This window comes from Jiella pacifica (genome assembly GCF_010500815.1).
Classification (GTDB): domain Bacteria; phylum Pseudomonadota; class Alphaproteobacteria; order Rhizobiales; family Rhizobiaceae; genus Jiella; species Jiella pacifica.
The window spans coordinates 33,176-57,033 of the sequence record NZ_JAAAMG010000017.1; the positions used below are offsets into that span (position 1 = coordinate 33,176).

Annotated in this window: 25 protein-coding genes; 15 read left to right on the forward strand and 10 right to left on the reverse strand. The window is 65.4% G+C overall.

The genetic code is table 11. From position 1 onward, the window contains the following. Positions 1-18 precede the first annotated feature (18 nt). The 6 genes from GTK09_RS18610 to GTK09_RS18635 are packed head-to-tail and all read right to left on the reverse strand — an operon-like array spanning position 19 to position 5,851. Positions 19-972: an SIS domain-containing protein gene (locus tag GTK09_RS18610; RefSeq protein ID WP_163464941.1), complete on the reverse strand. Its 954-nt coding sequence runs from the start codon at positions 970-972 to the stop codon at positions 19-21. 29 nt (positions 973-1,001) lie between these two features. After that, complete coding sequence (locus tag GTK09_RS18615) at positions 1,002-1,886, reverse strand: carbohydrate ABC transporter permease (protein WP_163464942.1); 885 nt, start codon at positions 1,884-1,886, stop codon at positions 1,002-1,004. Next, complete coding sequence (locus GTK09_RS18620; RefSeq protein ID WP_163464943.1) at positions 1,886-2,794, reverse strand: carbohydrate ABC transporter permease; 909 nt, start codon at positions 2,792-2,794, stop codon at positions 1,886-1,888. The genes GTK09_RS18615 and GTK09_RS18620 overlap by 1 nt, the downstream gene beginning before the upstream one ends. 17 nt (positions 2,795-2,811) lie before the next feature. Continuing rightward, positions 2,812-4,071: an ABC transporter substrate-binding protein gene (locus GTK09_RS18625; protein ID WP_163464944.1), complete on the reverse strand. Its 1,260-nt coding sequence runs from the start codon at positions 4,069-4,071 to the stop codon at positions 2,812-2,814. A 2-nt stretch (positions 4,072-4,073) separates the two neighbouring features. Next, positions 4,074-5,042, reverse strand: a complete 969-nt coding sequence (locus tag GTK09_RS18630; RefSeq protein ID WP_163464945.1) for an N-acetylglucosamine kinase — start codon at positions 5,040-5,042, stop codon at positions 4,074-4,076. After that, positions 5,039-5,851 (reverse strand): DeoR/GlpR family DNA-binding transcription regulator, encoded by an 813-nt coding sequence (locus GTK09_RS18635; protein WP_376768013.1) that lies wholly within the window; start codon positions 5,849-5,851, stop codon positions 5,039-5,041. The genes GTK09_RS18630 and GTK09_RS18635 overlap by 4 nt, the downstream gene beginning before the upstream one ends. A gap of 93 nt (positions 5,852-5,944) precedes the next feature. Here GTK09_RS18635 and GTK09_RS18640 point away from each other — a divergent pair, with 93 nt between their 5' ends. Beyond that, on the forward strand, positions 5,945-7,222 hold the full coding sequence (locus tag GTK09_RS18640; protein WP_163464947.1) for a D-tagatose-bisphosphate aldolase, class II, non-catalytic subunit: 1,278 nt from the start codon (positions 5,945-5,947) through the stop codon (positions 7,220-7,222). Positions 7,223-7,400: 178 nt separating this feature from the next. Here GTK09_RS18640 and tldD read toward each other — a convergent pair whose 3' ends face one another. Beyond that, the gene (gene tldD / locus GTK09_RS18645) at positions 7,401-8,819 is read right to left on the reverse strand and encodes a metalloprotease TldD (protein ID WP_163464948.1); all 1,419 of its coding nucleotides are present in this window, start codon (positions 8,817-8,819) and stop codon (positions 7,401-7,403) included. A gap of 166 nt (positions 8,820-8,985) precedes the next feature. After that, complete coding sequence (locus GTK09_RS18650) at positions 8,986-9,534, reverse strand: invasion associated locus B family protein (RefSeq protein WP_163464949.1); 549 nt, start codon at positions 9,532-9,534, stop codon at positions 8,986-8,988. Positions 9,535-9,926: 392 nt separating this feature from the next. Here GTK09_RS18650 and coxB point away from each other — a divergent pair, with 392 nt between their 5' ends. The 13 genes from coxB (at position 9,927) to GTK09_RS18710 (ending at position 20,978) form a co-directional block, all read left to right on the forward strand. After that, entirely contained in the window at positions 9,927-10,862 is a 936-nt protein-coding gene (coxB, locus tag GTK09_RS18655; protein ID WP_163465011.1) for a cytochrome c oxidase subunit II, read from the forward strand. Between the two features lie 26 nt (positions 10,863-10,888). Further along, positions 10,889-12,490: a cytochrome c oxidase subunit I gene (gene ctaD, locus GTK09_RS18660; protein WP_163464950.1), complete on the forward strand. Its 1,602-nt coding sequence runs from the start codon at positions 10,889-10,891 to the stop codon at positions 12,488-12,490. Between the two features lie 192 nt (positions 12,491-12,682). Then, positions 12,683-13,618, forward strand: a complete 936-nt coding sequence (locus GTK09_RS18665; RefSeq protein WP_376768014.1) for a heme o synthase — start codon at positions 12,683-12,685, stop codon at positions 13,616-13,618. A gap of 2 nt (positions 13,619-13,620) precedes the next feature. Next, a complete protein-coding gene (locus GTK09_RS27215; RefSeq protein ID WP_203561105.1) occupies positions 13,621-13,758 on the forward strand; it encodes a cytochrome c oxidase system small membrane protein in 138 nt (45 codons plus the stop codon). Continuing rightward, complete coding sequence (locus GTK09_RS18670) at positions 13,755-14,393, forward strand: cytochrome c oxidase assembly protein (RefSeq protein ID WP_163464951.1); 639 nt, start codon at positions 13,755-13,757, stop codon at positions 14,391-14,393. Before GTK09_RS27215 ends, GTK09_RS18670 begins: the two co-directional genes overlap by 4 nt. A 137-nt stretch (positions 14,394-14,530) precedes the next feature. Continuing rightward, the gene (locus GTK09_RS18675) at positions 14,531-15,409 is read left to right on the forward strand and encodes a cytochrome c oxidase subunit 3 (protein ID WP_163464952.1); all 879 of its coding nucleotides are present in this window, start codon (positions 14,531-14,533) and stop codon (positions 15,407-15,409) included. Positions 15,410-15,509: 100 nt separating this feature from the next. Next, positions 15,510-15,908, forward strand: coding sequence for a DUF983 domain-containing protein (locus tag GTK09_RS18680; RefSeq protein WP_163464953.1), 399 nt, complete (start codon positions 15,510-15,512; stop codon positions 15,906-15,908). Positions 15,909-15,969: 61 nt separating this feature from the next. Next, on the forward strand, positions 15,970-16,740 hold the full coding sequence (locus GTK09_RS18685; protein ID WP_163464954.1) for an SURF1 family protein: 771 nt from the start codon (positions 15,970-15,972) through the stop codon (positions 16,738-16,740). 106 nt (positions 16,741-16,846) lie between these two features. Continuing rightward, positions 16,847-17,848, forward strand: coding sequence for a 4-hydroxy-3-methylbut-2-enyl diphosphate reductase (ispH, locus tag GTK09_RS18690; RefSeq protein WP_312869925.1), 1,002 nt, complete (start codon positions 16,847-16,849; stop codon positions 17,846-17,848). Between the two features lie 5 nt (positions 17,849-17,853). Beyond that, positions 17,854-18,843 (forward strand): homoserine kinase, encoded by a 990-nt coding sequence (locus GTK09_RS18695; protein ID WP_163464955.1) that lies wholly within the window; start codon positions 17,854-17,856, stop codon positions 18,841-18,843. After that, positions 18,840-19,304, forward strand: coding sequence for a ribonuclease HI (rnhA, locus tag GTK09_RS18700; protein WP_163464956.1), 465 nt, complete (start codon positions 18,840-18,842; stop codon positions 19,302-19,304). Before GTK09_RS18695 ends, rnhA begins: the two co-directional genes overlap by 4 nt. Positions 19,305-19,320: 16 nt before the next feature. Then, the gene (locus GTK09_RS18705; protein ID WP_163464957.1) at positions 19,321-19,602 is read left to right on the forward strand and encodes a hypothetical protein; all 282 of its coding nucleotides are present in this window, start codon (positions 19,321-19,323) and stop codon (positions 19,600-19,602) included. A gap of 338 nt (positions 19,603-19,940) precedes the next feature. Beyond that, on the forward strand, positions 19,941-20,978 hold the full coding sequence (locus GTK09_RS18710) for a M42 family metallopeptidase (protein ID WP_163464958.1): 1,038 nt from the start codon (positions 19,941-19,943) through the stop codon (positions 20,976-20,978). A 383-nt stretch (positions 20,979-21,361) separates the two neighbouring features. On the opposite strand, the gene GTK09_RS18715 is transcribed toward GTK09_RS18710, so the two are convergent. Beyond that, positions 21,362-21,847, reverse strand: a complete 486-nt coding sequence (locus GTK09_RS18715) for a peroxiredoxin (protein WP_163464959.1) — start codon at positions 21,845-21,847, stop codon at positions 21,362-21,364. 151 nt (positions 21,848-21,998) lie between these two features. Continuing rightward, the gene (locus tag GTK09_RS18720) at positions 21,999-22,883 is read right to left on the reverse strand and encodes a protein-disulfide reductase DsbD domain-containing protein (protein WP_163464960.1); all 885 of its coding nucleotides are present in this window, start codon (positions 22,881-22,883) and stop codon (positions 21,999-22,001) included. A gap of 287 nt (positions 22,884-23,170) precedes the next feature. Between GTK09_RS18720 and GTK09_RS18725 the strand changes: the two genes are divergently transcribed. Then, positions 23,171-23,785, forward strand: coding sequence for a YqgE/AlgH family protein (locus GTK09_RS18725; protein WP_163464961.1), 615 nt, complete (start codon positions 23,171-23,173; stop codon positions 23,783-23,785). The last annotated feature ends 73 nt before the right edge of the window (positions 23,786-23,858 follow it).

Here is a 23,858-nt window from a genome sequence, read left to right on the forward strand (position 1 = left end):
CAGGATCGCGGCGGCCGTTCAGGCGAGCGTGACGACCTTGGTCAGGTGCCGCGGCGCCGTCGTGTCGATGTTCTTCGTCGCCGCGACCTGCTCGCCGAAGAGCTGCAGGGCCGGGAGCATCACCAGTGCGCGGGCAAGGCCCTCGCCGCCGACGGGAATGCTCAGATCGCCCGCTCCGCCGAAGCCGATCACCGCAGCGCCCTTGTCCGAAACGTCGCGGGCGACGCGCTCTTCCTCTTCGCGCGTTGCCGGCGTGTAGAGCAGCACCACCAGCGTGTGATCATCGACGAGGCTGATGGGGCCGTGCCGGTACTCGAGCGGGTGGAAGAATTGCGAGTAGCTGAGGCTCATCTCCTGCAGCTTTAGCGCACCTTCGGCGGCGATCCCGTAGAGCGCCGCCGCGCCGAGATAGACGAAGTGCGAGCGGCCATCGATCAGGCGCGGGCCGTCCGCCTCGATCTTCTGAAGGGCAGTTTTCGCGTCGGTGATGACGCTTTCGTCGAGATCAACGCCCGCCATCCGCAAGCCGGCGAGCAGCATCAGGCTGGCCGAGGACGTCATGACGACCCCCTCTTCCGCATGGGTTTCGATGAAGACCGACTTGGCGGCCGCTCTGGTCACGGCGCTGTCTTCGGCGCAGGTGATCGCCAGCGTGTCCATGCCGGCAGCCGCGCTCTCGCGAAGGGCCCGCACCGTCTCGGTGGATTCACCGCTCCGCGACAGGCCGACGACGGTCAGATCCGTCCGGTTCCCGACATAGGCGGCCCGATGCAGGATCCATTCGGCGCCTGCGACGGCGAGAGCGGTCTTTCCGTTCAAATTGAAGGCGGCGGCGAGCGTCTGCGCCAGGTAGTAGGAGGTGCCGCAGCCGACGAATACGATCGTCCGGTTCCCAAGTTCCGGCAGTTCCAATGCCAGGGCCTTTTTCCAGAACGGGAACTGTTCGTGGATGACGCGCTCGGTGACACTCATCACCTGCTCCTTATCGAGTTTTCTGATTGTTATTTTTGGGCGCCGGCCATCAGCCCGCTGACGAGATAGCGGTTCAGGAAGATGACCAGGACGATCGGCGGAATGATCGCCAGAATGCCGGCGGCGTTCATCAGCCCGTAGTCGACATAGTTGCGGGTGACGAATTCCGGGATGAGGACGGTGAGCGGCTTGGTCGCGAGTGTCGGCGAGAACACCAGCGGCACAATGAACTGGCCCCAGGCATTGAGGAACGTCAGCAGCGCGGCGGCGATCAGCCCCGGGGCTGCAAGCGGCAGGACGATCCGCACGAGGGTATAGATCCGGCCCGCGCCGTCGAGCCAGGCGGCCTCTTCGAGCGCGATGGGCATGGCTTGGTAGACCGTGCGCATCAGCCAGAGCGCCAGGGGCAGAAAGGCCGAGGTGTAGATCAGCGTGATGCCGACATAGGTGTCGATCAGGCCGAGCTGGATCATCAGCCGGTAGAGCGGGATCATCACCGTATAGGCGGGGATCGCCATCGTCGCCACGACGAGGATGAAGAGGATGTTGCGGCCGGGAAAGCGCAGGCGCACGAAGGCATAGGCGCCGAAGGCGGCGATCGCGACGGTGAGGATCGTCGCGCCGACCGAGGTGACGAGGCTGTTCAAAAGCGCGGCGGAGAACTCCGGCCAGACCGATTGCACGGTGTTGCCCTGCGAAACACTCGATCCGCCGAAGAGCCGGGCATAATGCTGGAAGGTCACGTTCGGCGGGAAGAAGTGCGGCGTGCGCGAAACCAGCTCGTCGGGCCGCGTCAGGCTGGTCGCCAGCGCCCAGTAGATGGGACCGAGCGACCACAGCACCAGGACGAGGATGGCGAAGGCCTTGGCCAGCAGGCGGAGGAGACCGCCGCGATCAGGTGTCTGAGCGCTCATCAATCCATCCTCGTCTCGCGATAGACCCTAAGGACGTAGATCAGGGAGACGACCAGCGAGGCGATCATCGCCAGGAGCGACAGGGCCATGCCGTAGGAAAACCGCAGGTTCTGGAAGGCCGACATATAGACCTGGATGATCACCGACCGCGTTCCGAGGCCCGATCCGCCCATGATCCACGCTTCGTCGAAGAGATTGAAGGCAAAGACCGTCGACTGGCTGAGCGCGATCGCGAGGCCCCCGGAGATCAGCGGCAGCGTCACCATCTGGAAGGATTTGACGGCGCCGGCTCCGTCGAGTTTCGCAGCCTCGTAGAGCTCCTTCGGGATGCTCTGCAGCGCCGCGAGAAGGATGATCGCCGTCAGCGGCATCATCCGCCAGACATGGACGAGCGTGATGAGGAAGAGCCCGGTCCCCCGGTCGTTGAACCAGACCTGCGGCGTGTCGATGACGCCGAGCGACATCAACGCGTGGTTGAGGAGGCCGTAGCTCGGATTGTAGATCCACATCCAGACGATGGCGTTGACGACGGGGGGCAGACACCAGGGCAGGACGACTGCCGCCAGCAGCCACTGCCGGCCATGGCGGACCGAATTGAGCAGCAGCGCGGCGGCAAGACCGCCCACCGTCTCGAGGATTACCGCCATGGCGACATAGGCGAGCGTGTTCGCCCAGGCCGTCTGGACGTTGGAGTCGGCCGCAAGGTCGGTGTAGTTCTTCAGGCCGACGAAGGGCTCGCCGGCCCGCATCGGATCGACGCGATACAGGCTGTCGACGATCGTCGTGACGAGGGGCATGAACACCAGGCCCCCCATGATCACCACGATCGGCACGACGAAGGCGAGCCCGAGGGCCGCCTCGCCGTTGCCGAAGCCCAGCCGCCCGGCTGTCGATTGTTCCGTTGCCATGCGGCCGACGCCCTTTCTCAGCGGTTCTTCGCGGCTTCGGCCCGGTCGGCCATCTGGGCGACGGCCTCGTCCACCGAAATCTGCTCCTTCGCCACCTGATTGATGGCGCTGGCGACGGCGCTGGAGAACTCCGGATACCAGCCCGGCGTGCCCTGCTTGAACAGGGGCTCGACGGTCTTCGCCTGAGCCAGGAGCTTGTCGCCGGCAAACAGCTTGCCCTCCTCGTTGAGCTGCTCGAGAACGCTCAGCCGCGGCGGCAGGTCGCCGAGCGTGTTGTAGATCTCGATCTCGTTCTCGGGCTTCGCCATCCATTCGATGAACGTCACGGCGGCCTCGTGATTGTCCGCCGACGTCGGCACGCCGATCGCCTCCGGCAGGCCGAAGGTGCGCGATTTGCCGCTCGTCGACGGCATCAGCGCGGCGTCGACGTCTCCGGAGACCTTGGACTTGTCCTTGTCTGAGTAGACGGCGAGATTGCCCGCCCAGCCGGCGACGTCGAAGGTGACGCTGCCGCTCTTGAACAGCTCCTGGATCTCGACGTCCTTCAGGCCTGTCGCCGCCGGGTCGATCAGGCCGGCCTTCAGGGCCTCCGCCTCGAACTGCAGAGCCTTGTAGCCGCCGGAATCCTTGTCGGTGAACAGCGGCTTGAAGTCCGCGTCGAAGAGATCGCCGCCGAAGGCCATGGTGAGGAGGTACCAGGCGGTCGCGGTGCCTTCCGTCGCCGACATCGGCAGGCCGATCGGATAGTCGACGACGCCGGCGGACTTGATGGCCTTGGCCTGGTCCATCAGCTCTTCGGGGCTCTTCGGAGCCGCCTTGATGCCGGCCTTTTCGAGATGGGCCTTGTTGTAGATCAGGATGCGGAAATCGTTGTTGTAGGGCAGCGCCAGGAGCTTGCCGTCATATTTGAAGATCTCCGCCGTCGGGATGTCGGCGACGGTGTCGGCCGAGATCTCGTCGAGTGGCGCGTACCATCCCGCCGCACCGAACTGGCCAACCCAGGACCAGTCGACTTCCGTCGCCTGCGCCGGTGCCGTCTGGGCGACCATGGAGGTGACGATCTTGGTGCGGATGTCGTCCCAGCCCATGGTCTGGATGTTCAGCGTGATGCCGGTCTCCTTGGCGAAGCGATCGGTCATCTGCTTGGGGATGGTGCCCCAGGGCGGCAGCAGCACCGTCAGCGTATCGCCGGAAGCGGCGAAAGCCCGCGTCAGCGAGGGAACGATGAACGCGGCGTTGGCGGCCGCCATGAGTGACAGGAAATTACGTCTCTTCATCTTCATGCCTCCTGGTTGTCGATTTCGGTGGATGTCGGAAATTCGCTCAGCGAGCGGTCGAGGCGCTTCAGAAAGGCCGGGCCGACCGCCCAGCCGGCGTCGACCGCCGCCCGAAGAAGCGCACCGCCGATCGGCGGCAGCCGGCGGCGGGCCGGTTCGCACCCCACCCGCTGGCGCAGGCATTGCATGAGAAACGAGCTTGCCGTCGCACCACCGGCACAGCTCCAGCGAAGCGGCCGCTCGCCGGCGGCCTGGCGCCAGGCGGCGATGAGGGCGTCGGCCAGATCCGTTGCCGCCTCGTCGAGGATCGTTCGGGCCGTCGTGTCGCCGACGTCGGCGAGTTCGGACACCAGCACGGCCAGGGACGCGAAGGCCCCGCGGCGGCTCGCCATGCCGTAGCACCAGGCCAGCAAGCCAGAAGGCGTGACTCCGAGACGGCACAAGACGGCCTGCGAGAAGCCAGTCGTCGGGGAGCGCCCGTCGAGTTCGCGGGACGTCGCGGCTAGGGCCTCGCGTCCGATCCAGTAGGCGCTGCCCTCGTCGCCGAAGGCGTCGCCCCAGCCGCCGACCCGCACATGCGGATCGCCCGGCCCTGCGAGACTGGCCCAGGCCATCGAGCCAGTCCCTGCCAGGATCAGCGCGCCCGCCTCGCCCGCAAAGGCTCCGTCGAAGGCGATGCGCACGTCGTTGTCGACGACCGGATCGATCGGCATCAAGTCGCGCGCGACCCGGATCTGCTCGGCCGAGATGGCATCGATCTCGCCGTGAAACGGCAGCCCGAACACCGCAGACCGCACCGACGGCAGCTCGGGAATGTCCTTGAGAAGCTTGGCCAGAGTGGACTTCCATCCGTCCCCGGCCGAAGGATCGAGGCTCGCGCGACCGATGAGCGAGACCACCCGGCCGCTCTCGTCGGCGAGCGCTGCGAGCGTCTTCGTCCCGCCGCTGTCGAGGCCGAGGACCAGGCTCATTCCAAGCCCTCGCTTGCGCCCTTGGGAACCGCCACGATGCGCGGTGCGCAGCCGATATCCGCGAGGCGCTGGCGCCAGGAAGCCTCGAGCCCGTCGTCCGTGATGATCTCGATCTCAGGCGCGAGCGCCGCAACGCGGTAGGTGAGCCTGCGGCCGAACTTCGAGTGATCGACCAAAAGCGTCTTCAGCGTCGCCCGCGTGAGCATCTTTTCGTTGAGCCGCGCTTCAGCCTCGTCAAGACTGTAGATGCTCAGATCCTCGGCGATCGCGCCGGCGCCCAGGAACAGGTGGTCGAACCACAGCCGGTCGAGCAATTCCTCGGCGAGGCTTCCGACCATCGAGGCGTTTTCCGTCCGCAATACCCCGCCGATCACCGTCACCTTGATGCCCGCAACGTCCATCAGGTGCTGAGCGGTCACCAGGCAGTTGGTGAACACCGAGAGCGGCATCGGATTGAGGCGGATGCAGCGCGCCAGTTGCAGCGCCGTCGTGCCGGCATCGAGGAAGAGCGAGCAATGGGGCGCAAGCGTCTCGAAGGCCGCCTCGGCGATCGCGCGTTTGGCGGCGAGGTTCTGCTGCTCGCGATGCTGGAACGCGACCTCGATCCCGGCGCTGTCGGCGATGCGGGCGCCGCCGCGGGTCCGGGTGATCGCCCCGGCCGACTCCAGCGTCACGAGATCGCGGCGCACGGTCGCGGGAGATGCCCCCACCGCTTCGGCGATCTCCTCGATGGAGGAGCTGCCGGAACTATAGAGGATCTGCCTGATCGCCGAGAGCCGGTCGCGCTTCATCAATGGGGCTCCATTCAAGTTGCATCAAGTTCACAGCCATTATGATCATTGTCAATCATTTTTTTGATTGGTATTGATTGATCGTCGCCATAGGCCGAACCGGAGAATGCGATGACTGCGGACATCCTTGCCAATTTGCCAGACGCCAACCGGACGCGAGGTGAAGGCATCGTCTCGATCTGCTCGGCCCATCCGCGCGTCGTCGAAGCGGCGCTTCTCGAGGCCGCGGAGGGCAATTGGCCGGTGCTGATCGAGGCGACCTGCAATCAGGTGAACCAGGACGGCGGCTATACCGGCATGACGCCGTCGGACTTCCGGCATTTCGTCGAGGCGATCGCCGGACGGACGGGGTTCGACACGTCGAGGATCATCTTCGGCGGCGATCATCTCGGGCCGAACCCCTGGAAGCATCTTCCCGCGGAAGACGCGCTGCGGCGGGCCGAGGTCATGGTTGGCGCCTATGTCGAAGCCGGCTTTTCCAAGATCCATCTCGACACGAGCATGGGCTGCGCCGGCGAGGCTGCGGCGCTGCCTGACGAGGTGACGGCGGTGCGGGCGGCGCGGCTTGCCCGGGCCGCCGAGGCGGCAGCGGAGCGCTGCGGCGCGGTGCCGCGCTATGTCATCGGCACGGAGGTCCCGACGCCGGGCGGCGCCACCGAGACGCTGTCATCGCTGCAGCCGACCCCGCCCGAAGCGGTCCTGCAGACGGTGGAGGTGCATCGCGCTGCCTTTGCGGAGGCCGGGATGGCGGCCGCCTTCGACCGGGCGGTCGGGCTCGTCGTCCAACCGGGTGTCGAGTTCGGGTCGGAAAGCGTCCACGTCTACGACCGGGCGGCGGCGCGGTCGCTCGCCGCCTCGCTTAAGACCCTGCTGCAGTTCGTTTTCGAGGCTCATTCGACGGACTATCAGCCGGAGAGCGCCCTCGCCGAGCTGGTTGGGGATGGATTTGCAATCCTCAAGGTCGGACCCGGCCTGACCTTCGCCCTGCGCGAAGCGCTCTATGGCCTCGACGCCATCAGCGCCGCGCTTCATGGCGTGCCCGAGGATGAAGGCCTGCGGACGGCGATGGAACGGCTGATGCTGGCCGACCCACAGAACTGGCGGGGCCATTATCATGGCGACGAGGCGGAGATGCGCCGGCAGCGGCACTACAGCTATAGCGACCGGATCCGTTACTACTGGCCACATCCGGAAGCGCAACGAGCCGTCGAGCGGCTGATCGCACGGTTCGGCTCGCAGCCAATACCCAAGACGCTGATCAGCCAGTATCTGAGCTGGCTCTATCGGGACGTCAGGGACGGCAACTGCCCAGCGCATCCCCAAGCGCTCGTCACTCACTCAATCAGACAGGTGATCGGACAATACAATCGCGCCGTCAGTCACGTCTGATCGGCGTCCATGCGGCCATCCATAACCGACACCGGCTTTCGTGTGTCGGTGAAGCCACGGATCGAGCCGCAACTGGCCGAATGTCGGCATCCGGGAATGCCCCACAGCTAACGGACCGACCGTCCAGGGCGCGGAGCTTCGGAGGCAGTAGGCAGCTTCGTCGGCTGCTTGGTGCCTCTCAACCCGCCTCGGTTCCCCCCACCGTCACCTGATCCATCCGCAAATGCGGCTGGCCGACGCCGACGGGGACGCCCTGGCCGGCCTTGCCACACATGCCGATGCCGGTGTCCAGGGCAACGTCGTTGCCGACCATCGAGACGCGGTGCATCGCCTCCGGGCCGTTGCCGATCAGCATGGCGCCCTTCAGCGGCTCGGCGATCTTGCCGTTGCGGATCCGGTAGGCCTCGGTGCAGCCGAAGACGAATTTTCCGCTGGTGATGTCGACCTGGCCGCCGCCGAAGGAGACGGCATAGATGCCGTCCTTCACCGAGCCGAGGATCTCTTCCTTGGTATGTGGGCCCTCAAGCATCATCGTGTTGGTCATGCGCGGCATCGGGACATGGGCGTAGGATTGGCGCCGGCCGTTGCCGGTTGCGGCCATGCCCATCAGCCGGGCGTTCTGCCGGTCCTGCATGTAGCCGACGAGCTTGCCGTCCTCGATGAGTACGGTGCGGTTGGTCGGCGTGCCCTCGTCGTCGATGGTCAGCGAGCCGCGCCGCTCGGCGATGGTGCCGTCGTCGATGACGGTGACGCCCTTGGCGGCCACCTGTTGGCCCATCAGGCCGGCGAAGGCGGAGGTCTTCTTGCGGTTGAAGTCGCCTTCCAGCCCATGGCCGACCGCCTCGTGCAGCATCACCCCCGGCCAGCCGGCGCCGAGAACGATGTCGAAGCTGCCGGCCGGCGCCGGCACCGCCTCGAGATTGACCCGCGCCTGGCGCAGCGCCTCGTCGGCGATGTGCTGCCATGAGCCGTCGGCGAGGAACTCGCCGAAGCCGCGCCGGCCGCCGGCGCCGTAGGAGCCGCTCTCCTGGCGATCGCCCTTGCCGCAGACCACCGAGACGTTGACCCTGACGAGGGGGCGGACGTCCTTCACCAGCCGCCCGTCGGCCCGGAGGATCTCGACGGTCTGCCAGGTGGCGCCGAGGGTGGCGGAGACCTGGCGGACGTCGTCGCCCTTGGCGCGGAGATAGGCGTCGATCTCGGTGAGCAGCTTCACCTTGGCCTCGAAGCCGGGCGAGGGGATGGGATTCTCGTCGCCATAGAGCTTGGCGTTGGTACCGGCAGGGGGCTCGGCGACGGTGCCGCTGTGGCCGGTCTTCACCGCGGCGACGGCGTCGGCGGCGCGCTTCAGGGCCGAGGCCGAAAAGTCGCCGGCATGGGCGTAACCGACCGCTTCGCCGGCGACGGCTCTGAGGCCGAAGCCCTGGTCGATCGAGAAGTTGCCGGATTTCAGCCGGCCGTTGTCGAAGGCCAGCGATTCCGATTCGCGGTATTCGAGGAACAACTCGCCGTCGTCGGCACCGTTCAGCGTGTCGGCGAGGACGGCCTCGACGCCTTCGCGGGAAAGGTCGAAGCGTTCGAGCAGGGAAGCGGACATCGGCTCATCTTTCTCGGCCACGGGTTCAGCGCGCGGCAATTTCGTCTGTCGTCTTTCTGCCAGATAGGGTCCCGGCCGGCGCCGTGCCAATGACAGGCTGGCGGAGTCTCGCCCTGGTCAGCCCGGCCGGCGCATCCGGTAGATCCAAGACGAAGAGCCGCCCAGATCACAAGGCGTCGAAACCTTCGCGAAATCCCTTCAGATCGACCGAGATGCCGATGCCGCCGTTCGGCTCGGCCGACTGAAAGAAGGTGAACACCGCCTCCTTGCCGTCCGTCATGAGCTTCAAGAGCGTGTCGTCGAGGGGCACTTCGGCGTAGCAGCCGTCGGCGAAGCAGCGGGTGAACTGGGTGCGGCCAACGCTCTTGCCGTCGATGATCAGGCCAAGGCCGTAGTCGGGCAGGGGAAGGAGTACCCCGAGCGGAGCCAGCACCCTGAGGATACGAGCCTTGCCGTCCGCCGTCTTCAGCGCGACGACGGACAGGTTGAGCTCGGGCCGCTCGTCGGAGACGACGTTCTGGAGCAGCGCGCATTGATCGTCGCTCGCCCCGGCGGGATGGTCGCAGACCACCGCCCAGCTGCCATGCCGGGACTTCACGGTGCCGGTGGCGCCGGCCTGGGCCGCGGCGGGGCCGGCGAGCAACGAGCTCGCGAGGAAGACGAAGCAGGCTGCCGTCCAGACGGCGAGGGCGAGCGGTCGCGGCGCTGTGATCATGTCGAAATCCGAATCAGTTGCGTGGATGGGTTCAACCGAAGCACGGCCGGGGTCAAGGTGGCGACGGTCGACGACGACCGCCCGTCCTACTGCCGGATCAAGCTTACGATGCCGGCGTTGCGACCGAAAGCCCCCGCCGCTTCGGGCATACCACGGAGCGTCATTGCCGAACGCCGGCTTTGCTCTTGAAATCAAGACGTTTCGGCTCGCTGGCGGGCGAATTCGCCGCAAGCTTTCGCTGCGCATATGGAGTTGCGGTTTGCCGGGTTTCGTGGTTTGAAGCGTTCGGGTCACCGAAGTTTAGGACGATTCAACACGGGAAACCGGTCGCGTGTTGGCATAGTGCGTCGGCACTGCGGACTTCGGTGCCGGACGTGCTGCGAGGGGAGAACATGCAAGTGAGACGATCGACCATTGCCGCGGCGGCATTGCTCTCGTCGGCAGGCGCCGTCATGGCACAGGATGGGGCATCGGTGCTGCCGGGCCAGCCGCACAACTGGCAGATCACGCTCCAGGAGGCACTGTCGCCGATCGAGGAGCAGATCCACTGGTTCAGCGACTATACGCTCGCTTTCATCATTCCGATCACCATTCTCGTCGCCGCGCTGCTCGCGTGGTGCATCTACCGGTTCCGCGCCGACAAGAACCCGACGCCGTCGCGCACCAGCCACAACACCACCATCGAGGTGATCTGGACGCTGGCTCCGGTGATCGTCCTTCTGTTCCTGGCGATTCCTTCGTTCCAGCTTCTCACGGCCCAGTACAATCCGCCGAGCGAACCGGAGCTGACGGTCAAGGCCACCGGCTACCAGTGGTATTGGGGTTATGAATATCAGCCGAGCAACACCTCTCCGCAGGCGCAGGCCGAGCCGGTGTCGTTCAGTTCCTATCCCTTGGCGCAGCTGACCGACTCGCTCGCCGACCAGAATGCCGCCGCCGCGGCGAAGGGCGATCTTTCCGAATATCCGCGGCTTCTGGCCGTCGACAACGAGATGGTCGTGCCTGTCGATACGGTGATCCGTATCCTCTCCACCTCCGGCGACGTGATCCATTCCTTCGCTTTGCCGTCGATGGGCGTGAAGGTCGACGCGGTGCCCGGGCGGATCAACGAATACTGGTTCGAGGCGACGCGCGAAGGCATGTTCTACGGCCAGTGCTCGGAGCTCTGTGGTACCAATCATGCGAACATGCCGATCGGGTTGCGCGTCGTTTCCAAGGAGCAGTTCGCTACCTGGTATGCGGCTGCCGCGTCGGATGTCGAAGGGGCCAATCAGGCGCTGAGCGCCGCGATCGCCGCCAAGACCGGCGCCGAAGTCGCGTCGCGCTGAAACTTTCGGGTTAGAGGGACAAGATCATGGCATATGGTGCCGCCCACGAGGCCCATGACGATCACAAGCCGCATGGCTGGACGCGTTGGGTCTATTCGACCAACCACAAGGACATCGGCACGCTCTATCTGATCTTCGCGATCTGCGCCGGCGTCATCGGCGGCGCGCTGTCGGTCGTGATGCGCATGGAGCTGCAGGAGCCGGGGCTCCAGATCTTCGGCAATCCCGAAGTCTACAACGTCTTCACCACCGGCCACGGCCTGATCATGATCTTCTTCATGGTCATGCCGGCGCTGATCGGCGGTTTCGCCAACTGGATGGTGCCGATCATGATCGGTGCGCCGGACATGGCGTTCCCGCGGCTGAACAACATTTCCTTCTGGCTGCTCGCCGCTGCCTTTCCGCTGCTGATCCTGTCGATGTTCGTCGACGGTGGCGCGGGCGCCAACGGCGCCGGCACCGGCTGGACCATGTATCCGCCGCTGTCGACCAGCGGCCATCCCGGCCCGGCGGTGGATCTGGCGATCTTCGCGCTGCACATCGCCGGCGCCTCGTCGATCCTCGGCGCGATCAACTTCATCACAACCATCCTCAACATGCGCGCCCCGGGCATGACGCTGCACAAGATGCCGCTGTTCGCCTGGTCGGTGCTGGTGACTGCCTTCCTGCTTCTGCTCTCGCTGCCGGTTCTCGCCGGCGCGATCACCATGCTCCTGACCGACCGCAATTTCGGCACGACCTTCTTCGATCCGTCCGGGGGCGGTGATCCGATCCTGTTCCAGCACCTGTTCTGGTTCTTCGGTCACCCCGAGGTCTACATCCTGATCCTGCCGGCCTTCGGCATCATCAGCCACATCATCTCGACCTTCTCCAGGAAGCCGGTCTTCGGCTATCTCGGCATGGCCTATGCGATGGTGGCGATCGGCGTCGTCGGCTTCGTCGTGTGGGCGCACCACATGTACACCACCGGCCTGTCGCTCAACACGCAGCGCTATTTCGTCTTCGCGACGATGGTGATCGCGGTGCCCACCGGCATCAAGATCTTCTCCTGGATCGCGACGATGTGGGGCGGCTCGATCTCCTTCCGGGTGCCGATGCTCTGGGCCGTGGGCTTCATCTTCCTGTTCACCGTCGGCGGCGTCACGGGCGTCAAGCTCGCCAATGCCGGCATGGACCGGGTGCTGCACGACACCTACTATGTCGTCGCCCACTTCCATTACGTCCTGTCGCTCGGCGCGGTCTTCGCGATCTTCGCGGCCTGGTACTACTGGTTCCCGAAGATGACCGGCTACATGTACAACGAGCGGGTCGGGCAGGTTCACTTCTGGCTCACCTTCGTCGGCGTGAACCTCGTCTTCTTCCCGCAGCACTTCCTCGGTGCCGCCGGCATGCCGCGTCGCTACGTCGACTATCCGGACGCCTTTGCCGGCTGGAACTTCGTCTCCTCGATGGGCTCCTATATCTCCGGCTTCGCCGTTCTGGTCTTCCTCTATGGTGTCTGGGAAGCCTTCTCGAAGAAGCGCGTCGCCGGAGCCAACCCCTGGGGCGAGGGTGCGACGACGCTCGAGTGGCAGCTGCCGTCACCGCCGCCTTTCCATCAGTGGGAAGAACTGCCGCGGATCCGCTGATCCGCAAGAAAGAGAAAACCGAGGCGCGCTCCCACGTCGGGGTGCGCTTCGCGGTAGGGCCGACTCCCGGGCTGGATCGACGCCGACGGCGTCAGGTCTGCGACGCAAAGCCGGGGTGGCGCGGAGGGATCGACCTCGGCGTAGCGCCGGATTTCGGGGCCATCGCCCCGGCTACGATGATCGAGGATCGCTTTGACGTTGATCGATACCCAGGCTCCCATGGCAGCGCGCGAGGCGATCAGCCTTTCGGAGCCGAAGGATTTCATCGCCCTCCTGAAGCCGCGGGTGATGTCGCTCGTCGTCCTGACGGCGGTGACCGGCCTCGTCGTCGCGCCGGCGCAGATGAACCCGACGCTGGCGATCATCTCGATCCTCGCGATTGCCGTCGGAGCCGGCGCCGCTGGTGCCCTCAACATGTGGTACGATGCCGACATCGACGCGTTGATGAGCCGCACGGCAAAGCGCCCGGTGCCGACCGGCCGGGTCAGCGGCGAAGCGGCGCTGACCTTCGGCCTGGCGCTCTCCCTGCTTTCCGTCTGCCTCCTCGGCCTGGCCTCCAACTGGTTCGCGGCCGGCTTCCTCGCCTTCACGATCTTCTTCTACGCCGTGATCTATACGATGGGGCTGAAGCGTTTCACGCCGCAGAACATCGTCATCGGCGGCGCCGCGGGCGCCTTCCCGCCGATGATCGGCTATGCCGCTGCCACCGGCACGGTGTCGCTCGAATCGACCATCCTCTTCCTCATCATCTTTCTCTGGACGCCGCCGCATTTCTGGGCGCTGGCGCTGTTCAAGTTGCGTGATTACGGCACGGCGAACGTGCCGATGCTGCCGAACGTCGCCGGGGAACGGGCGACCCGGATCCAGATCTTCGCCTACTCCGTCGTGCTTGCGCCTGTCGGCGCCGCCCCGTTCTTCCTCGGCTATGCCGGCCCGGCCTATGGCGTCGTTTCGATCCTCCTCGGCCTCAACTTCCTGCGCCACGCCATCGCCGTGCTGAAGATGGCCGATGGCGACGAAAAGATGATCCCGGCCAAGAAGCTCTTCGGCTTCTCGATCCTCTATCTCTTCGGTCTCTTCGCCATGTTGCTCGTCGATGCGGCGATCACCCTGGCGGTCGGAGGCTGATCGTGGAGCGTGAGGATCGCATCAGGTTGACACAGGCCGAGCAGAAGGCGCGGCGCAACCGCTCGATCGCCATTGGCGTCGTGTTGGTGGCGCTGGTGGTGGTGTTCTATCTCGTCACTCTGGCAAAGATGGCGTCATGACCGAGGACAGCACTTCAGCCCCACAGCCGACGGGCTCACGGCAACGCGACGCCGGCAGGCGGGGTATCATCATCGCCGTGGCCTGCGCCGCCTTCGCCGCCGGCATGGTCGGCGCGGCCTTCGCCTCGGTGCCGCTCTACCAACTGTTCTGCCAGGTCACCGGTTATGGCGGCACCACCCAGCGGGCGGAAGCTGCGCCGACGACGGTGAGCGACAAGCAGGTGACGGTGCGATTCGACGGGAACGTCGCCGAGGGCCTGCCCTGGACCTTCCGGCCGAACCAGCGGGAAGTGCGTGTCCATCTCGGCGAAAAGACGCAGGTTTCCTACCACGTCGAGAACAAGTCGGACCGCCCGATCACCGGCCAGGCGCTGTTCAACGTCACGCCCGATGCTGCGGGGCTGTACTTCAACAAGATCGCCTGCTTCTGCTTTTCGAACCAGACACTGCAGCCGGGCGAAAAGGTGGAAATGCCGATCGTCTTCTATGTCGATCCGGACATGGCCGATTCGGAAGAACTGAAGAATCTTCTGGCAATCACTTTGTCCTACACCTTCTTTCCCGTCGACGATCCGGCGCCGGTGGCAACCGCGCCGAGCAGCGAGGACGAGACGGCAAAGGGCGTTGAGGGTTGAATACGGCGCGGCTTTGCCGCGCCGACGAGAGTGCTGGAGTATGCCGTGCCGGTGCGATACAGACCGGCTCGGCAGCAAGGGCTGGCTGGGTCGGCGAGTGGCCGGTTAGCCGACAAGGGGACTGAGCGGGGAGAGCCATGGTGGACGCGCACGCGAAGAAACACGATTATCACATCATCGATCCGAGCCCGTGGCCGTTCGTCGCCTCGATGGGCGCGTTGATCATGATGATCGGCGCCGTCGGCTTCATGCGCTGGCATGGCGGCCTCGACTTCAACCTTCTCGGCCTCAACCTCGCGACGCCGTGGATCTTTTTCCTCGGCTTGGCGGTGGTGCTCTACACCATGTTCGCCTGGTGGTCGGACACGGTGAAGGAGGGTCAGGAGGGCGCCCACACTCCCGTCGTGTCGATGCATCTGCGCTACGGCATGATCATGTTCATCGCCTCGGAGGTGATGTTCTTCGTCGCCTGGTTCTGGGCGTTCTTCGATGCCAGCCTGTTTCCGAACGAGGCCGTGCAGGCCGCCCGCACCCAGGTGCTCGGCGGTCAGTGGCCGCCTGTCGGCATCGAGGTGCTCGACCCGCTGCACCTGCCGCTCTTCAACACGATCACCCTGCTTCTGTCCGGCACGACGGTCACCTGGGCGCATCACGCGCTGCTCCACAACGACCGCAAGAGCCTGAAGCTCGGCTTGGCGCTCACTGTCGTGCTCGGCGTCATCTTCTCCTACGTCCAGTACTTCGAATATGCCCACGCCCCCTTCGCCTTCTCGGGCTCGATCTACGGCTCGACCTTCTACATGGCGACGGGCTTCCACGGCTTTCACGTGATCATCGGCACGATCTTCCTGATCGTCTGTCTGATCCGGGCTATGGCCGGCCAGTTCACGCCGCAGAAGCACTTCGGCTTCGAGGCCGCTGCCTGGTACTGGCACTTCGTCGACGTCGTCTGGCTGTTCCTGTTCTTCTGCATCTATGTCTGGGGCGGCTGGGGCGCACCGGTCTTCGACGCCTGAGACCCAAGGGATGTTCCGGCGAGGTCTTCGGCCGACGGACGCTAGCTAAGATCACGAAGGCGGCGTTGCGCCGCCTTCGGCGTTTTTCAAGGATGGTCTGATGGCCGAGGATCGCGCACTTCACGCCGAGGCCGACCCCGTGAAGGCGGCGACGCGCGGCCGCTGCCCGCGTTGCGGCGAGGGCAAGCTGTTCGCGGGCTTCCTGACGCTCCAGAAGCGCTGTTCGGCCTGCGGCCTCGATTACGAGTTTGCCGATTCCGGTGACGGCCCGGCGGTCTTCGTGATCCTGATCATCGGTTTCGTCGTCTGCGGCGTGGCGCTGTGGATGGAGGTTTCGCTCGCGCCGCCGCTCTGGGTGCATTTTCTCCTGTGGGTTCCCCTGACCCTGATCCTCAGCCTGCCACTGCTTCGGGTTCTGAAGGGCACGATGATCGGCCTGCAGTACAAGAACCACGCGGCCGAGGGCCGGCTCTCGGACGACGGCGACGGGAGCGCCTGAGGTGGCGGGCAGCGAAAGGAAGGCCGGCGGCTCTGGCCGAGGGCGGAGCTCAGACGAGCACATGCCTGATCAGGAAGCCGAGCGCGCACTCGCCGAAGCACCGATGAGCCGGGGCCGCTTCCTCACCGCCCTTGCCTTTTGCCTCCTCGGCATCGCCATCCTGTTCTCACTCGGCACCTGGCAGGTCGAGCGGCTCTTCTGGAAGCAGAGCCTGATGGCGGAGATCGAGGGCCGCATCCATGCCGAGCCGATCGATCTTTCGACGCTGGAGCGGCGCTTCGCGGCGGGGGAGGCGGTCCAGTACACGCCGGTGACTCTGACGGGCCGGTTCCTCAATGCGGAGGAGCGGTATTTCCTGTCGACATTCGAGGGCCAGGCGGGCTGGAACGTCTATGTGCCGCTGGTCACGGAGGCCGGAGACCTCGTCTTCGTCAATCGCGGTTTCGTCCCCTACGACCTGCGCGACCCGGCTTTGCGCCGCGCCGGTCAGCCTTCGGGGGACGTCACCGTCACCGGCCTTGCCCGAGTCCCGCCATCGGAAAAGCCCGGCTACTTCACGCCGGACAACGAACCCGCCAAGGACATCTTCTTCTGGCAGGATCTTCCGGCGATGGCCGCCGGCGTCGATCTGCCCGAGGGCACGAGGCTCTTGCCGCTCTTCGTCGACGCGGGTCCCGGCCGGGCCGAAGGCGGCTGGCCGGTCGGCGGGACGACGGTGGTTTCGCTGCCCAACGACCACCTGCAATACGCCGTCACCTGGTACGGGATCGGTCTCGCCCTCGTGGTGATGACGGGAATGATGGTGGCGAGGCGATATCGCCGCCCCGCCTGACGGCCCGGCTTGACAGGCCGAGGTCGGATGCCTTCATTCGGGCCGTCGTCCGCGGAGCGAAGCGGACGGGCATCCGCCCATCGACGTTGGAGAGATCGTGTCCTTTATCGCGCCGACCAAGCCGAAGCTGACCCTGCGCCTGTGCGAGCCACGCGGCTTTTGCGCCGGCGTCGACCGGGCGATCCAGATCGTCGTGCTGGCGCTGAAGAAATACGGCGCGCCGGTCTATGTCCGACACGAGATCGTCCATAACAAATATGTGGTGGACGGCCTGCGCGGGATGGGGGCGGTGTTCGTCCGGGAACTCGACGAAATCCCCGACGACGGCCAGCCGGTGGTGTTTTCCGCCCATGGCGTGCCGAAGTCTGTCCCCGCGGCGGCCAGCGAAAGGGAAATGCTCTATCTCGACGCGACCTGCCCGCTGGTCTCCAAGGTCCATAAGCAGGCGATGCTGCACGTCAAGCGCGGCCGCCACGTCGTCCTGATCGGCCATCGCGGCCACCCGGAAGTGGTCGGCACCATGGGCCAGCTTCAGCCCGGGACCGTCAGCCTGATCGAGACCGTCGCGGACGTCGCGGCCTTCGCGCCCGAAGATCCGTCGGCCCTTGGCTTCGTCACCCAGACGACGCTGTCACTCGACGATACCGCCGACATCGTTGCCGCCCTTCAGGCGAAGTTTCCGGCGATGACCGCGCCGTCCTCGGAATCGATCTGCTATGCGACCACCAACCGCCAGGAGGCGGTGAAGGCGTCCGCGCCGCAGACAGACCTCTTCCTCATCGTCGGGGCGCCCAACTCGTCGAACTCCAAGCGGCTCGTCGAGGTGGCCGAACGCGCCGGCTCGGCAAAGGGCGTGCTCGTCCAGGGGCCGCAGGAGATTCCCTTCGAAGTGTTGGGCGGCAACCATCCCGTCGTCGGCATGTCGGCTGGCGCCTCGGCGCCGGAGGTGCTGGTCGACGCGATCATCGCCGCGTTGAGAGAGCGCTTCGACGTGGCGATCGAACTCGTCCGGACGGCCGAGGAGACCGAGAATTTTCCGGTGATGCGCAGTCTCCGCGACACACCCCTGACGGTGGCCGACATGGCCTTCGTCAATGGCGGGGCCTGACCACCGTGGCCGTCTACACCGACGTCACCGAGCCGCAACTCGCCGAATTCCTCGATCGCTATGATCTCGGCAGCCTGTCGAGCTACAAGGGGATCGCCGAGGGGGTGGAGAACTCCAACTTCCTCCTGCGCACCACCGGCGGCACCTACATTCTGACGCTGTATGAAAAGCGGGTGAACCGCGGCGATCTGCCGTTCTTCGTCGGGCTGATGGAGCATCTCGCCGGTCGGGGGCTGTCCTGCCCGCTGCCGGTCCACGACCGGGACGGCAATGCCCTCGGCGAACTTTCCGGGCGGCCTGCCGCGATCTTCACCTTTCTCGACGGCATGTGGACGCGGCGGCCGAGCCCGGAACATTGCCGCGCCGTCGGCGTAGCGCTCGCCCGCATGCACGAAAGCGCCCGGGATTTTCCGCTCACCCGTCCGAACGGGCTCGCACCGCCGGACTGGCGCCCGCTCTATGAAAGCTGCGCGGGCCGGGCCGACGAGGTCGAGCCTGGCCTCTCCGCCGAGATCGAAGCCGAACTGGCGGACTTCGAGGCGAACTGGCCGGGCCATCTACCGAAAGGCGTCATCCATGCCGACCTCTTCCCCGACAACGTCTTCTTCCTCGCCGGCGAACTCTCCGGGTTGATCGACTTCTATTTCGCCTGCAACGATCTCCTTGCCTATGACCTTGCCATCACGCTCTCGGCCTGGTGCTTCGAACAGGACGGCAGCTACAACGTCACCAAGGGCCGGGCGCTGATCGCCGGCTACGCCTCGGTGCGCCCGCTCGACGAGGCGGAATACGAAAACCTGCCGATGCTCTGCCGCGGCGCGGCGATGCGCTTCATGCTGACCCGGCTCTATGACTGGCTCAACGTGCCGGACGACAGCTTCGTCACCAAGAAGGACCCGCGCGAATATCTGAAGAAACTGCGCTTTCACCGCGGCGTGCGCGAGGCTTCGGAATACGGGCTCGAGAAGGCGGCAGTCACGAAGGGAATGGCATGAGCGACAGCGGCGGCGAGCGGGTCGAGATCTTCACCGACGGCGCCTGTTCGGGCAATCCGGGGCCCGGCGGCTGGGGCGCCATCCTGCGCTACAAGGGAAACGAGAAGGAGCTGAAGGGGGGCGAGGCGGACACCACCAACAACCGCATGGAGCTTTTGGCGGCAATTTCCGCGCTGAAGGCGCTCAACCGCGCCTGCGCCGTCGATCTGTATTCCGACTCGAACTACATGCGCGACGGCATCACCAAGTGGATCTTCGGCTGGAAGAAGAAGGGCTGGCGGACGGCCGACGGCAAGCCGGTGAAGAACGTCGAGCTCTGGCAGCAGCTGGAAGCCGAAAAGGGCCGCCACGACGTCACCTTCCACTGGGTCCGCGGCCATGCCGGCCACGCCGAGAACGAACGGGCCGACGAACTGGCAAGGGCGGGGATGGAGCCGTTCAAGCGGAAGCGCGGCGGCTGAGGCAGGGCGAACGGGGATGACGCTGCCGACGAATGAGGGCCTGGAAAAGGAAGGCCGGAAGCAGCCGACCGATGCCGATATCGAGGCTGCCAAGCTTACGGCGACGTTCTTGAATGGATTGGCTGTCAGTCTTTCCGCGGTGGGTGCGTTCGCCCCGATCTTCCATTCGATGTACGTTGCGGGAGAGTTCCCGGTCGCAGGATGGCAGCTCGGCCTCGTCAGCGTCGTTTGCTTTGCGGTGTCCGTCGCCTTACATCTCTGTGGGAGATCATATCTCACGAGAGAGCTGCGGAAATGACCGATCCCAATTTTCTGCTGATGTTTCTGGCGCCGCTCGGCATCCTCGCTGTCGGGCTCGTCACGATCTACTTCGCCAGCAGTTCGCGCTGAGTGCAGCGATGACAAATCCGTCTTTCCGATGACCGCATTTCGAGGCTCGTCGCCGATTTCGTCGTTGCCCTTCTAACCGCTTGTTCGCAAATCGCGATCGTTCAGCCGTTACATGATGACTACAGCGCTCAATCGGCGCAGCGTTGCGGATGAACGTTTGATGCCATGTCGATTTTCCCGATCAAATCCCGCTAGAACCAGACGACTCCACTGCGGTGGCGCCAAGGAAACATCACAGGACCTTCCATGAATCTCGACCTTCTCAAACGCCTCTGCGAGACCCCCGGCGTGCCCGGCCGCGAAACCCGCGTCCGCGCGCTGATCGAGGCGGAGGCGGCCGGTCTCTTCGACGACATGCGCGTCGACGCCCTCGGTTCGCTGATCTGCCGGCGAAAGGGCAGGGGCGACAAGCCCGAGAAGCTTCTTCTCCTCTGCCACATGGACGAGATCGGCTTCCTCGTCTCCCACGTCACCGACAAGGGCTTCGTCCATGTCGATCCGGTGGGCGGCTTCGACCCGCGCAACCTGTTCTCGCGCCGCGTCCTCGTCTGCACCGACGAGGGTGACATCAAGGGCGTGATGAACGCCGAGGGCAAGCCGATCCACATCCAGTCGCCGGACGAGCGCAAGAAGATGCCGGAGCCGAACGAGTTCGTCGTTGACACCGGCCTCGGCGCGGCGGCGAAGGACAGGATCCAGGTCGGCGACTATGTCGTGATGAACGAGCCCTTCGAGGAGATGGGCGAGAAGATCGTCTCCAAGGCCCTCGACAACCGCATCGCCTGCTGGCTCGGGCTGGAAGCCGTGCGAAAGCTGGTGGAAGACGGCCATTCCCACGACTGCGAACTGACCGTCGCCTTCACGGCTCAGGAGGAGGTCGGCCTGCGCGGTGCCAAGACCGCCTCCTTCGGCGTCGCGCCGGACATCGCCATCGGCGTCGACACGACGCTTGCCTGCGACACGCCGGGGGTTCCCGAGAAGGACCGCACGACGGTTCAGGGCGCCGGTTTCGGCCTGCACATGAAGGACGGCTCGTTCATTGCCGACTACGGTCTCGTCAAGGAGATCGAGACGCTGGCGCGAGAGCGCGATATCGCCTGCCAGCGCACGATCCTCGCCAAAGGCGGCCAGGACGGCGCAGCGGCCCAGCAGGCCGGCATCGGCGCGCGGGCGATCGGCATCGCCGTCGGCACGCGCTACATCCACACCGTGGCCGAAATGATCGACAAGCGCGATCTTCAGGCGGCGCGCGAGATCCTGACGGCGTTCATCGCGACGCATTGAGCGGCGGGCATTGGCTCCACTGCCGCTGAAGGCAGTCCGCAGTCAGTCGCAGCCAAGCCGCGTGCTCAGGCGGGCGGAGCGGAAATCGGCAGAAACCGTTGAAATTGCGTCATCCTCGGCCTTGTGCCGAGGATCTGCTGCCGCTTTCAAACCAGAATCCTCGCAGAAAAGCTCCTCGACCTCAAAGCGCCTGACAATCAACCCGCAGTAGATCCTCGGGACAAGCCCGAGGATGACGACGCTGTGATGTAAGTGCCTGAAATATCAAACGCCTTAGCAGTTTGATTGGGCGGAAGTCAGCATCCGCATCGAGCGATCCGGCGAGATGTGTGAATGCTGCAGCGCTGACGCACGAGGACGACGAAGCCTTGGACTCGGCAGCCTCACATCTGCTCGAGCAAAGCCTCGGCGCTGGACTTGTCGGCCTGGCCGGGGCTCTCCTCGATGTTGAGCTGCTTCACCACGCCGTCCTCGACCAGCATGGAATAGCGCTTCGAGCGGACGCCGAGGCCCGCGACCGAGAGGTCGATGTCGAGGCCGAGGGCCTTGGTGAACTCGCCGTTGCCGTCGGAGAGGAAGAGAATCTTGCCGGAGGCGTCGCTCGACTTCTCCCAGGCGCCCATGACGAAGATGTCGTTGACCGCGACGACAGCGATGGTGTCGACGCCTTTCTGGCGGAACTCGTCGTTGTGGGTGATGAAGCCCGGCAGGTGGTTCATCGAGCAGGTCGGGGTGAAGGCGCCGGGAACGCCGAACAAGACGACCTTCTTGCCGGAGAAGATGTCGCCGGTCGAAAGGTCGGCCGGGCCGTCGCCGGTGCGGGTCTTGACGGTGGCGTTCGGAATGGTGTCGCCGATGGCGATGGTCATGGTCGATACTCCCCTCGGGCGGAAGGCCAGGGCGGACGGATCATCCGGCCGCCGACTTCAGATGAGCGATGTGGCGCGCCGGACCATGCTGTCCAGCGCGAAATGGTGGTCTCGCCGGACTTCGGTCCCGGCCAAAGCGTGCGGAGCAGGCTCAGCCCGTCGGCGCCACCGGAACGTAAGTCGCCGTGAGCCCTTGGCTGCCGCTGGTGAAGAGCAGGTCGACGGCCTCCGGTGGGCCTTCGACGCCGGCAGGACGCTCGGCGATCGGCACGTCGAAGAGGATGTGCCCGTCCGCCCGGGTGATCTTGTCCGGCTCGTCGAAATACCAGCCGTCGCCGGAGGTGACGAAAAGATCCGGTGCCTCATCCTGGCCGGCTCCTCGCGGCGCCATGACGGCGACGCGCAGGCTCTTCCCGTCGTCGCTGCTCGAAACCGCGAAGGTTTCGTCCAGCGCCTCTGCCGGAAGCGCGGCGAAGGCGTCGGCAACCGCCGCATCGTCCGTTGCGCCCGGGCCTTCGGCGACGAGCTCTGCCTGGACGGGAATGCAGATGTCCTTGCACACGCCCAGAAACACCGACGCTGCGACGGTGTCGATCGCCTCGCCGGGCTCGACGGCGAGCTCGAAGGCGAAGGCGACGTCGCCCTCATAGCCATTGGCCCGCGTCACCCCCTCGCCGAAGCGGTGGGGCGGCGGGAAATGCTGGTAGATCGTCTGGAACCCCCTGGTCTTCGACAGATCGACCAGTGGCGGGACACCCGAGGCACCGGGATCCCTCCAGTAGGTCTTCCAGCCGGGGGCGAGATCGATCAGGAGCGCCGCCCTGATCGCGCCGTCGACCGGCTCCTTCGCCCGGACGAGACGCAGCGTCACCTCGTCGTTGCGAAAGACGCCGGGGTTCTCCTCCGCCGCCAGCACTGGGCCGAGGCCGCCGCAGAACAGCGCGGCGAGGCCGGCGAGTGCCAGGCGCGCCGTCGCGGCAAGGTCGGAAGAATTTGCCGCAGGGGCATGGCCAAAGGCCAGTTCACGGATTTGCATAGCCGACGTCTTCTCGTGGTTCCAGAGGGGAGATAACGGCTTTTTGTCGATTTTGGAAAGCTCGTGACAATTCTGCTCTGGCCATAGTTCGAGGTGGATGCCACTTTCGTTTCCGGATGGTGTGCCGAAAGTCCGATCGAAGAAAGGTTGTCGCCTCGACGTTTCCTCATGGATCACCCCGCGGCGCGAAGCGGGACCGGCTCGGGGTTCTACCGGCCGGACCGGTCGCCGCCGAGATGGCGCATCATCATGAGGTTTCGCTGTCGCAAACTCCGCGGTGAGGAAGAATGAAGCTCGATCTCGATCTCGACCCCGTCGACGGTGACGTCTCCCATTCGCTCGAGGGGCATTTTCTGATCGCCATGCCGGCGGTCGCAGACGAGCCCTTTGCCCGGACCGTCATCTATGTCTGCGCCCATTCGCCGAATGGCGCGATGGGCTTCATCATCAACAAGCCGCAGCCGATGAGCTTCCCGGCCCTCCTCACCCAACTCGGCATCGTCGAGAGCGAGGACGACATCCGCCTGCCGTCCGGTGGGCGTGAAGTGTCGGTCTGCATCGGCGGTCCGGTGGAAAAGGGGCGGGGCTTCGTCCTGCATTCGGACGACTACGATTCCGAATCCACCGTCCATGTCGCCGACAAGATCGCGCTGACCCCGACGGTCGACATCCTCAGGGCGATTTCGGAGGGCATCGGCCCGACGACGGCGATCATGGCGCTCGGCTATTCCGGCTGGGCGCCGGGGCAGTTGGAGGACGAGATCGCCGCCAATGGCTGGCTGACCTGCAAGGCCGATCTCGGCATCGTCTTCGACACCGATCTCGACGCCAAATACAAGCGCGCCCTCGGCCTCCTCGGCATCGAGCCGGCGTTTTTGGCGGGCGAGGCGGGGCACGCCTGAGCGGTGTCGCCGCGCGCCGGCGCGTACACATTTGGTCGAGGCCGCTCGCCGAACCCGATCACGACAGCTGTCT

Bases quoted from the DNA above. Each gene is read 5' to 3' on its own strand.
- GTK09_RS18610 (WP_163464941.1), bottom strand. From the start codon at position 972: ATGAGTGTCACCGAGCGCGTCATCCACGAACAGTTCCCGTTCTGGAAA.
- GTK09_RS18615 (WP_163464942.1), bottom strand. From the start codon at position 1,886: ATGAGCGCTCAGACACCTGATCGCGGCGGTCTCCTCCGCCTGCTGGCC.
- GTK09_RS18620 (WP_163464943.1), bottom strand. From the start codon at position 2,794: ATGGCAACGGAACAATCGACAGCCGGGCGGCTGGGCTTCGGCAACGGC.
- GTK09_RS18625 (WP_163464944.1), bottom strand. From the start codon at position 4,071: ATGAAGAGACGTAATTTCCTGTCACTCATGGCGGCCGCCAACGCCGCG.
- GTK09_RS18630 (WP_163464945.1), bottom strand. From the start codon at position 5,042: ATGAGCCTGGTCCTCGGCCTCGACAGCGGCGGGACGAAGACGCTCGCA.
- GTK09_RS18640 (WP_163464947.1), top strand. From the start codon at position 5,945: ATGACTGCGGACATCCTTGCCAATTTGCCAGACGCCAACCGGACGCGA.
- tldD (WP_163464948.1), bottom strand. From the start codon at position 8,819: ATGTCCGCTTCCCTGCTCGAACGCTTCGACCTTTCCCGCGAAGGCGTC.
- GTK09_RS18650 (WP_163464949.1), bottom strand. From the start codon at position 9,534: ATGATCACAGCGCCGCGACCGCTCGCCCTCGCCGTCTGGACGGCAGCC.
- coxB (WP_163465011.1), top strand. From the start codon at position 9,927: ATGCAAGTGAGACGATCGACCATTGCCGCGGCGGCATTGCTCTCGTCG.
- ctaD (WP_163464950.1), top strand. From the start codon at position 10,889: ATGGCATATGGTGCCGCCCACGAGGCCCATGACGATCACAAGCCGCAT.
- GTK09_RS18670 (WP_163464951.1), top strand. From the start codon at position 13,755: ATGACCGAGGACAGCACTTCAGCCCCACAGCCGACGGGCTCACGGCAA.
- GTK09_RS18675 (WP_163464952.1), top strand. From the start codon at position 14,531: ATGGTGGACGCGCACGCGAAGAAACACGATTATCACATCATCGATCCG.
- GTK09_RS18680 (WP_163464953.1), top strand. From the start codon at position 15,510: ATGGCCGAGGATCGCGCACTTCACGCCGAGGCCGACCCCGTGAAGGCG.
- GTK09_RS18685 (WP_163464954.1), top strand. From the start codon at position 15,970: ATGCCTGATCAGGAAGCCGAGCGCGCACTCGCCGAAGCACCGATGAGC.
- rnhA (WP_163464956.1), top strand. From the start codon at position 18,840: ATGAGCGACAGCGGCGGCGAGCGGGTCGAGATCTTCACCGACGGCGCC.
- GTK09_RS18705 (WP_163464957.1), top strand. From the start codon at position 19,321: ATGACGCTGCCGACGAATGAGGGCCTGGAAAAGGAAGGCCGGAAGCAG.
- GTK09_RS18710 (WP_163464958.1), top strand. From the start codon at position 19,941: ATGAATCTCGACCTTCTCAAACGCCTCTGCGAGACCCCCGGCGTGCCC.
- GTK09_RS18715 (WP_163464959.1), bottom strand. From the start codon at position 21,847: ATGACCATCGCCATCGGCGACACCATTCCGAACGCCACCGTCAAGACC.
- GTK09_RS18720 (WP_163464960.1), bottom strand. From the start codon at position 22,883: ATGCAAATCCGTGAACTGGCCTTTGGCCATGCCCCTGCGGCAAATTCT.
- GTK09_RS18725 (WP_163464961.1), top strand. From the start codon at position 23,171: ATGAAGCTCGATCTCGATCTCGACCCCGTCGACGGTGACGTCTCCCAT.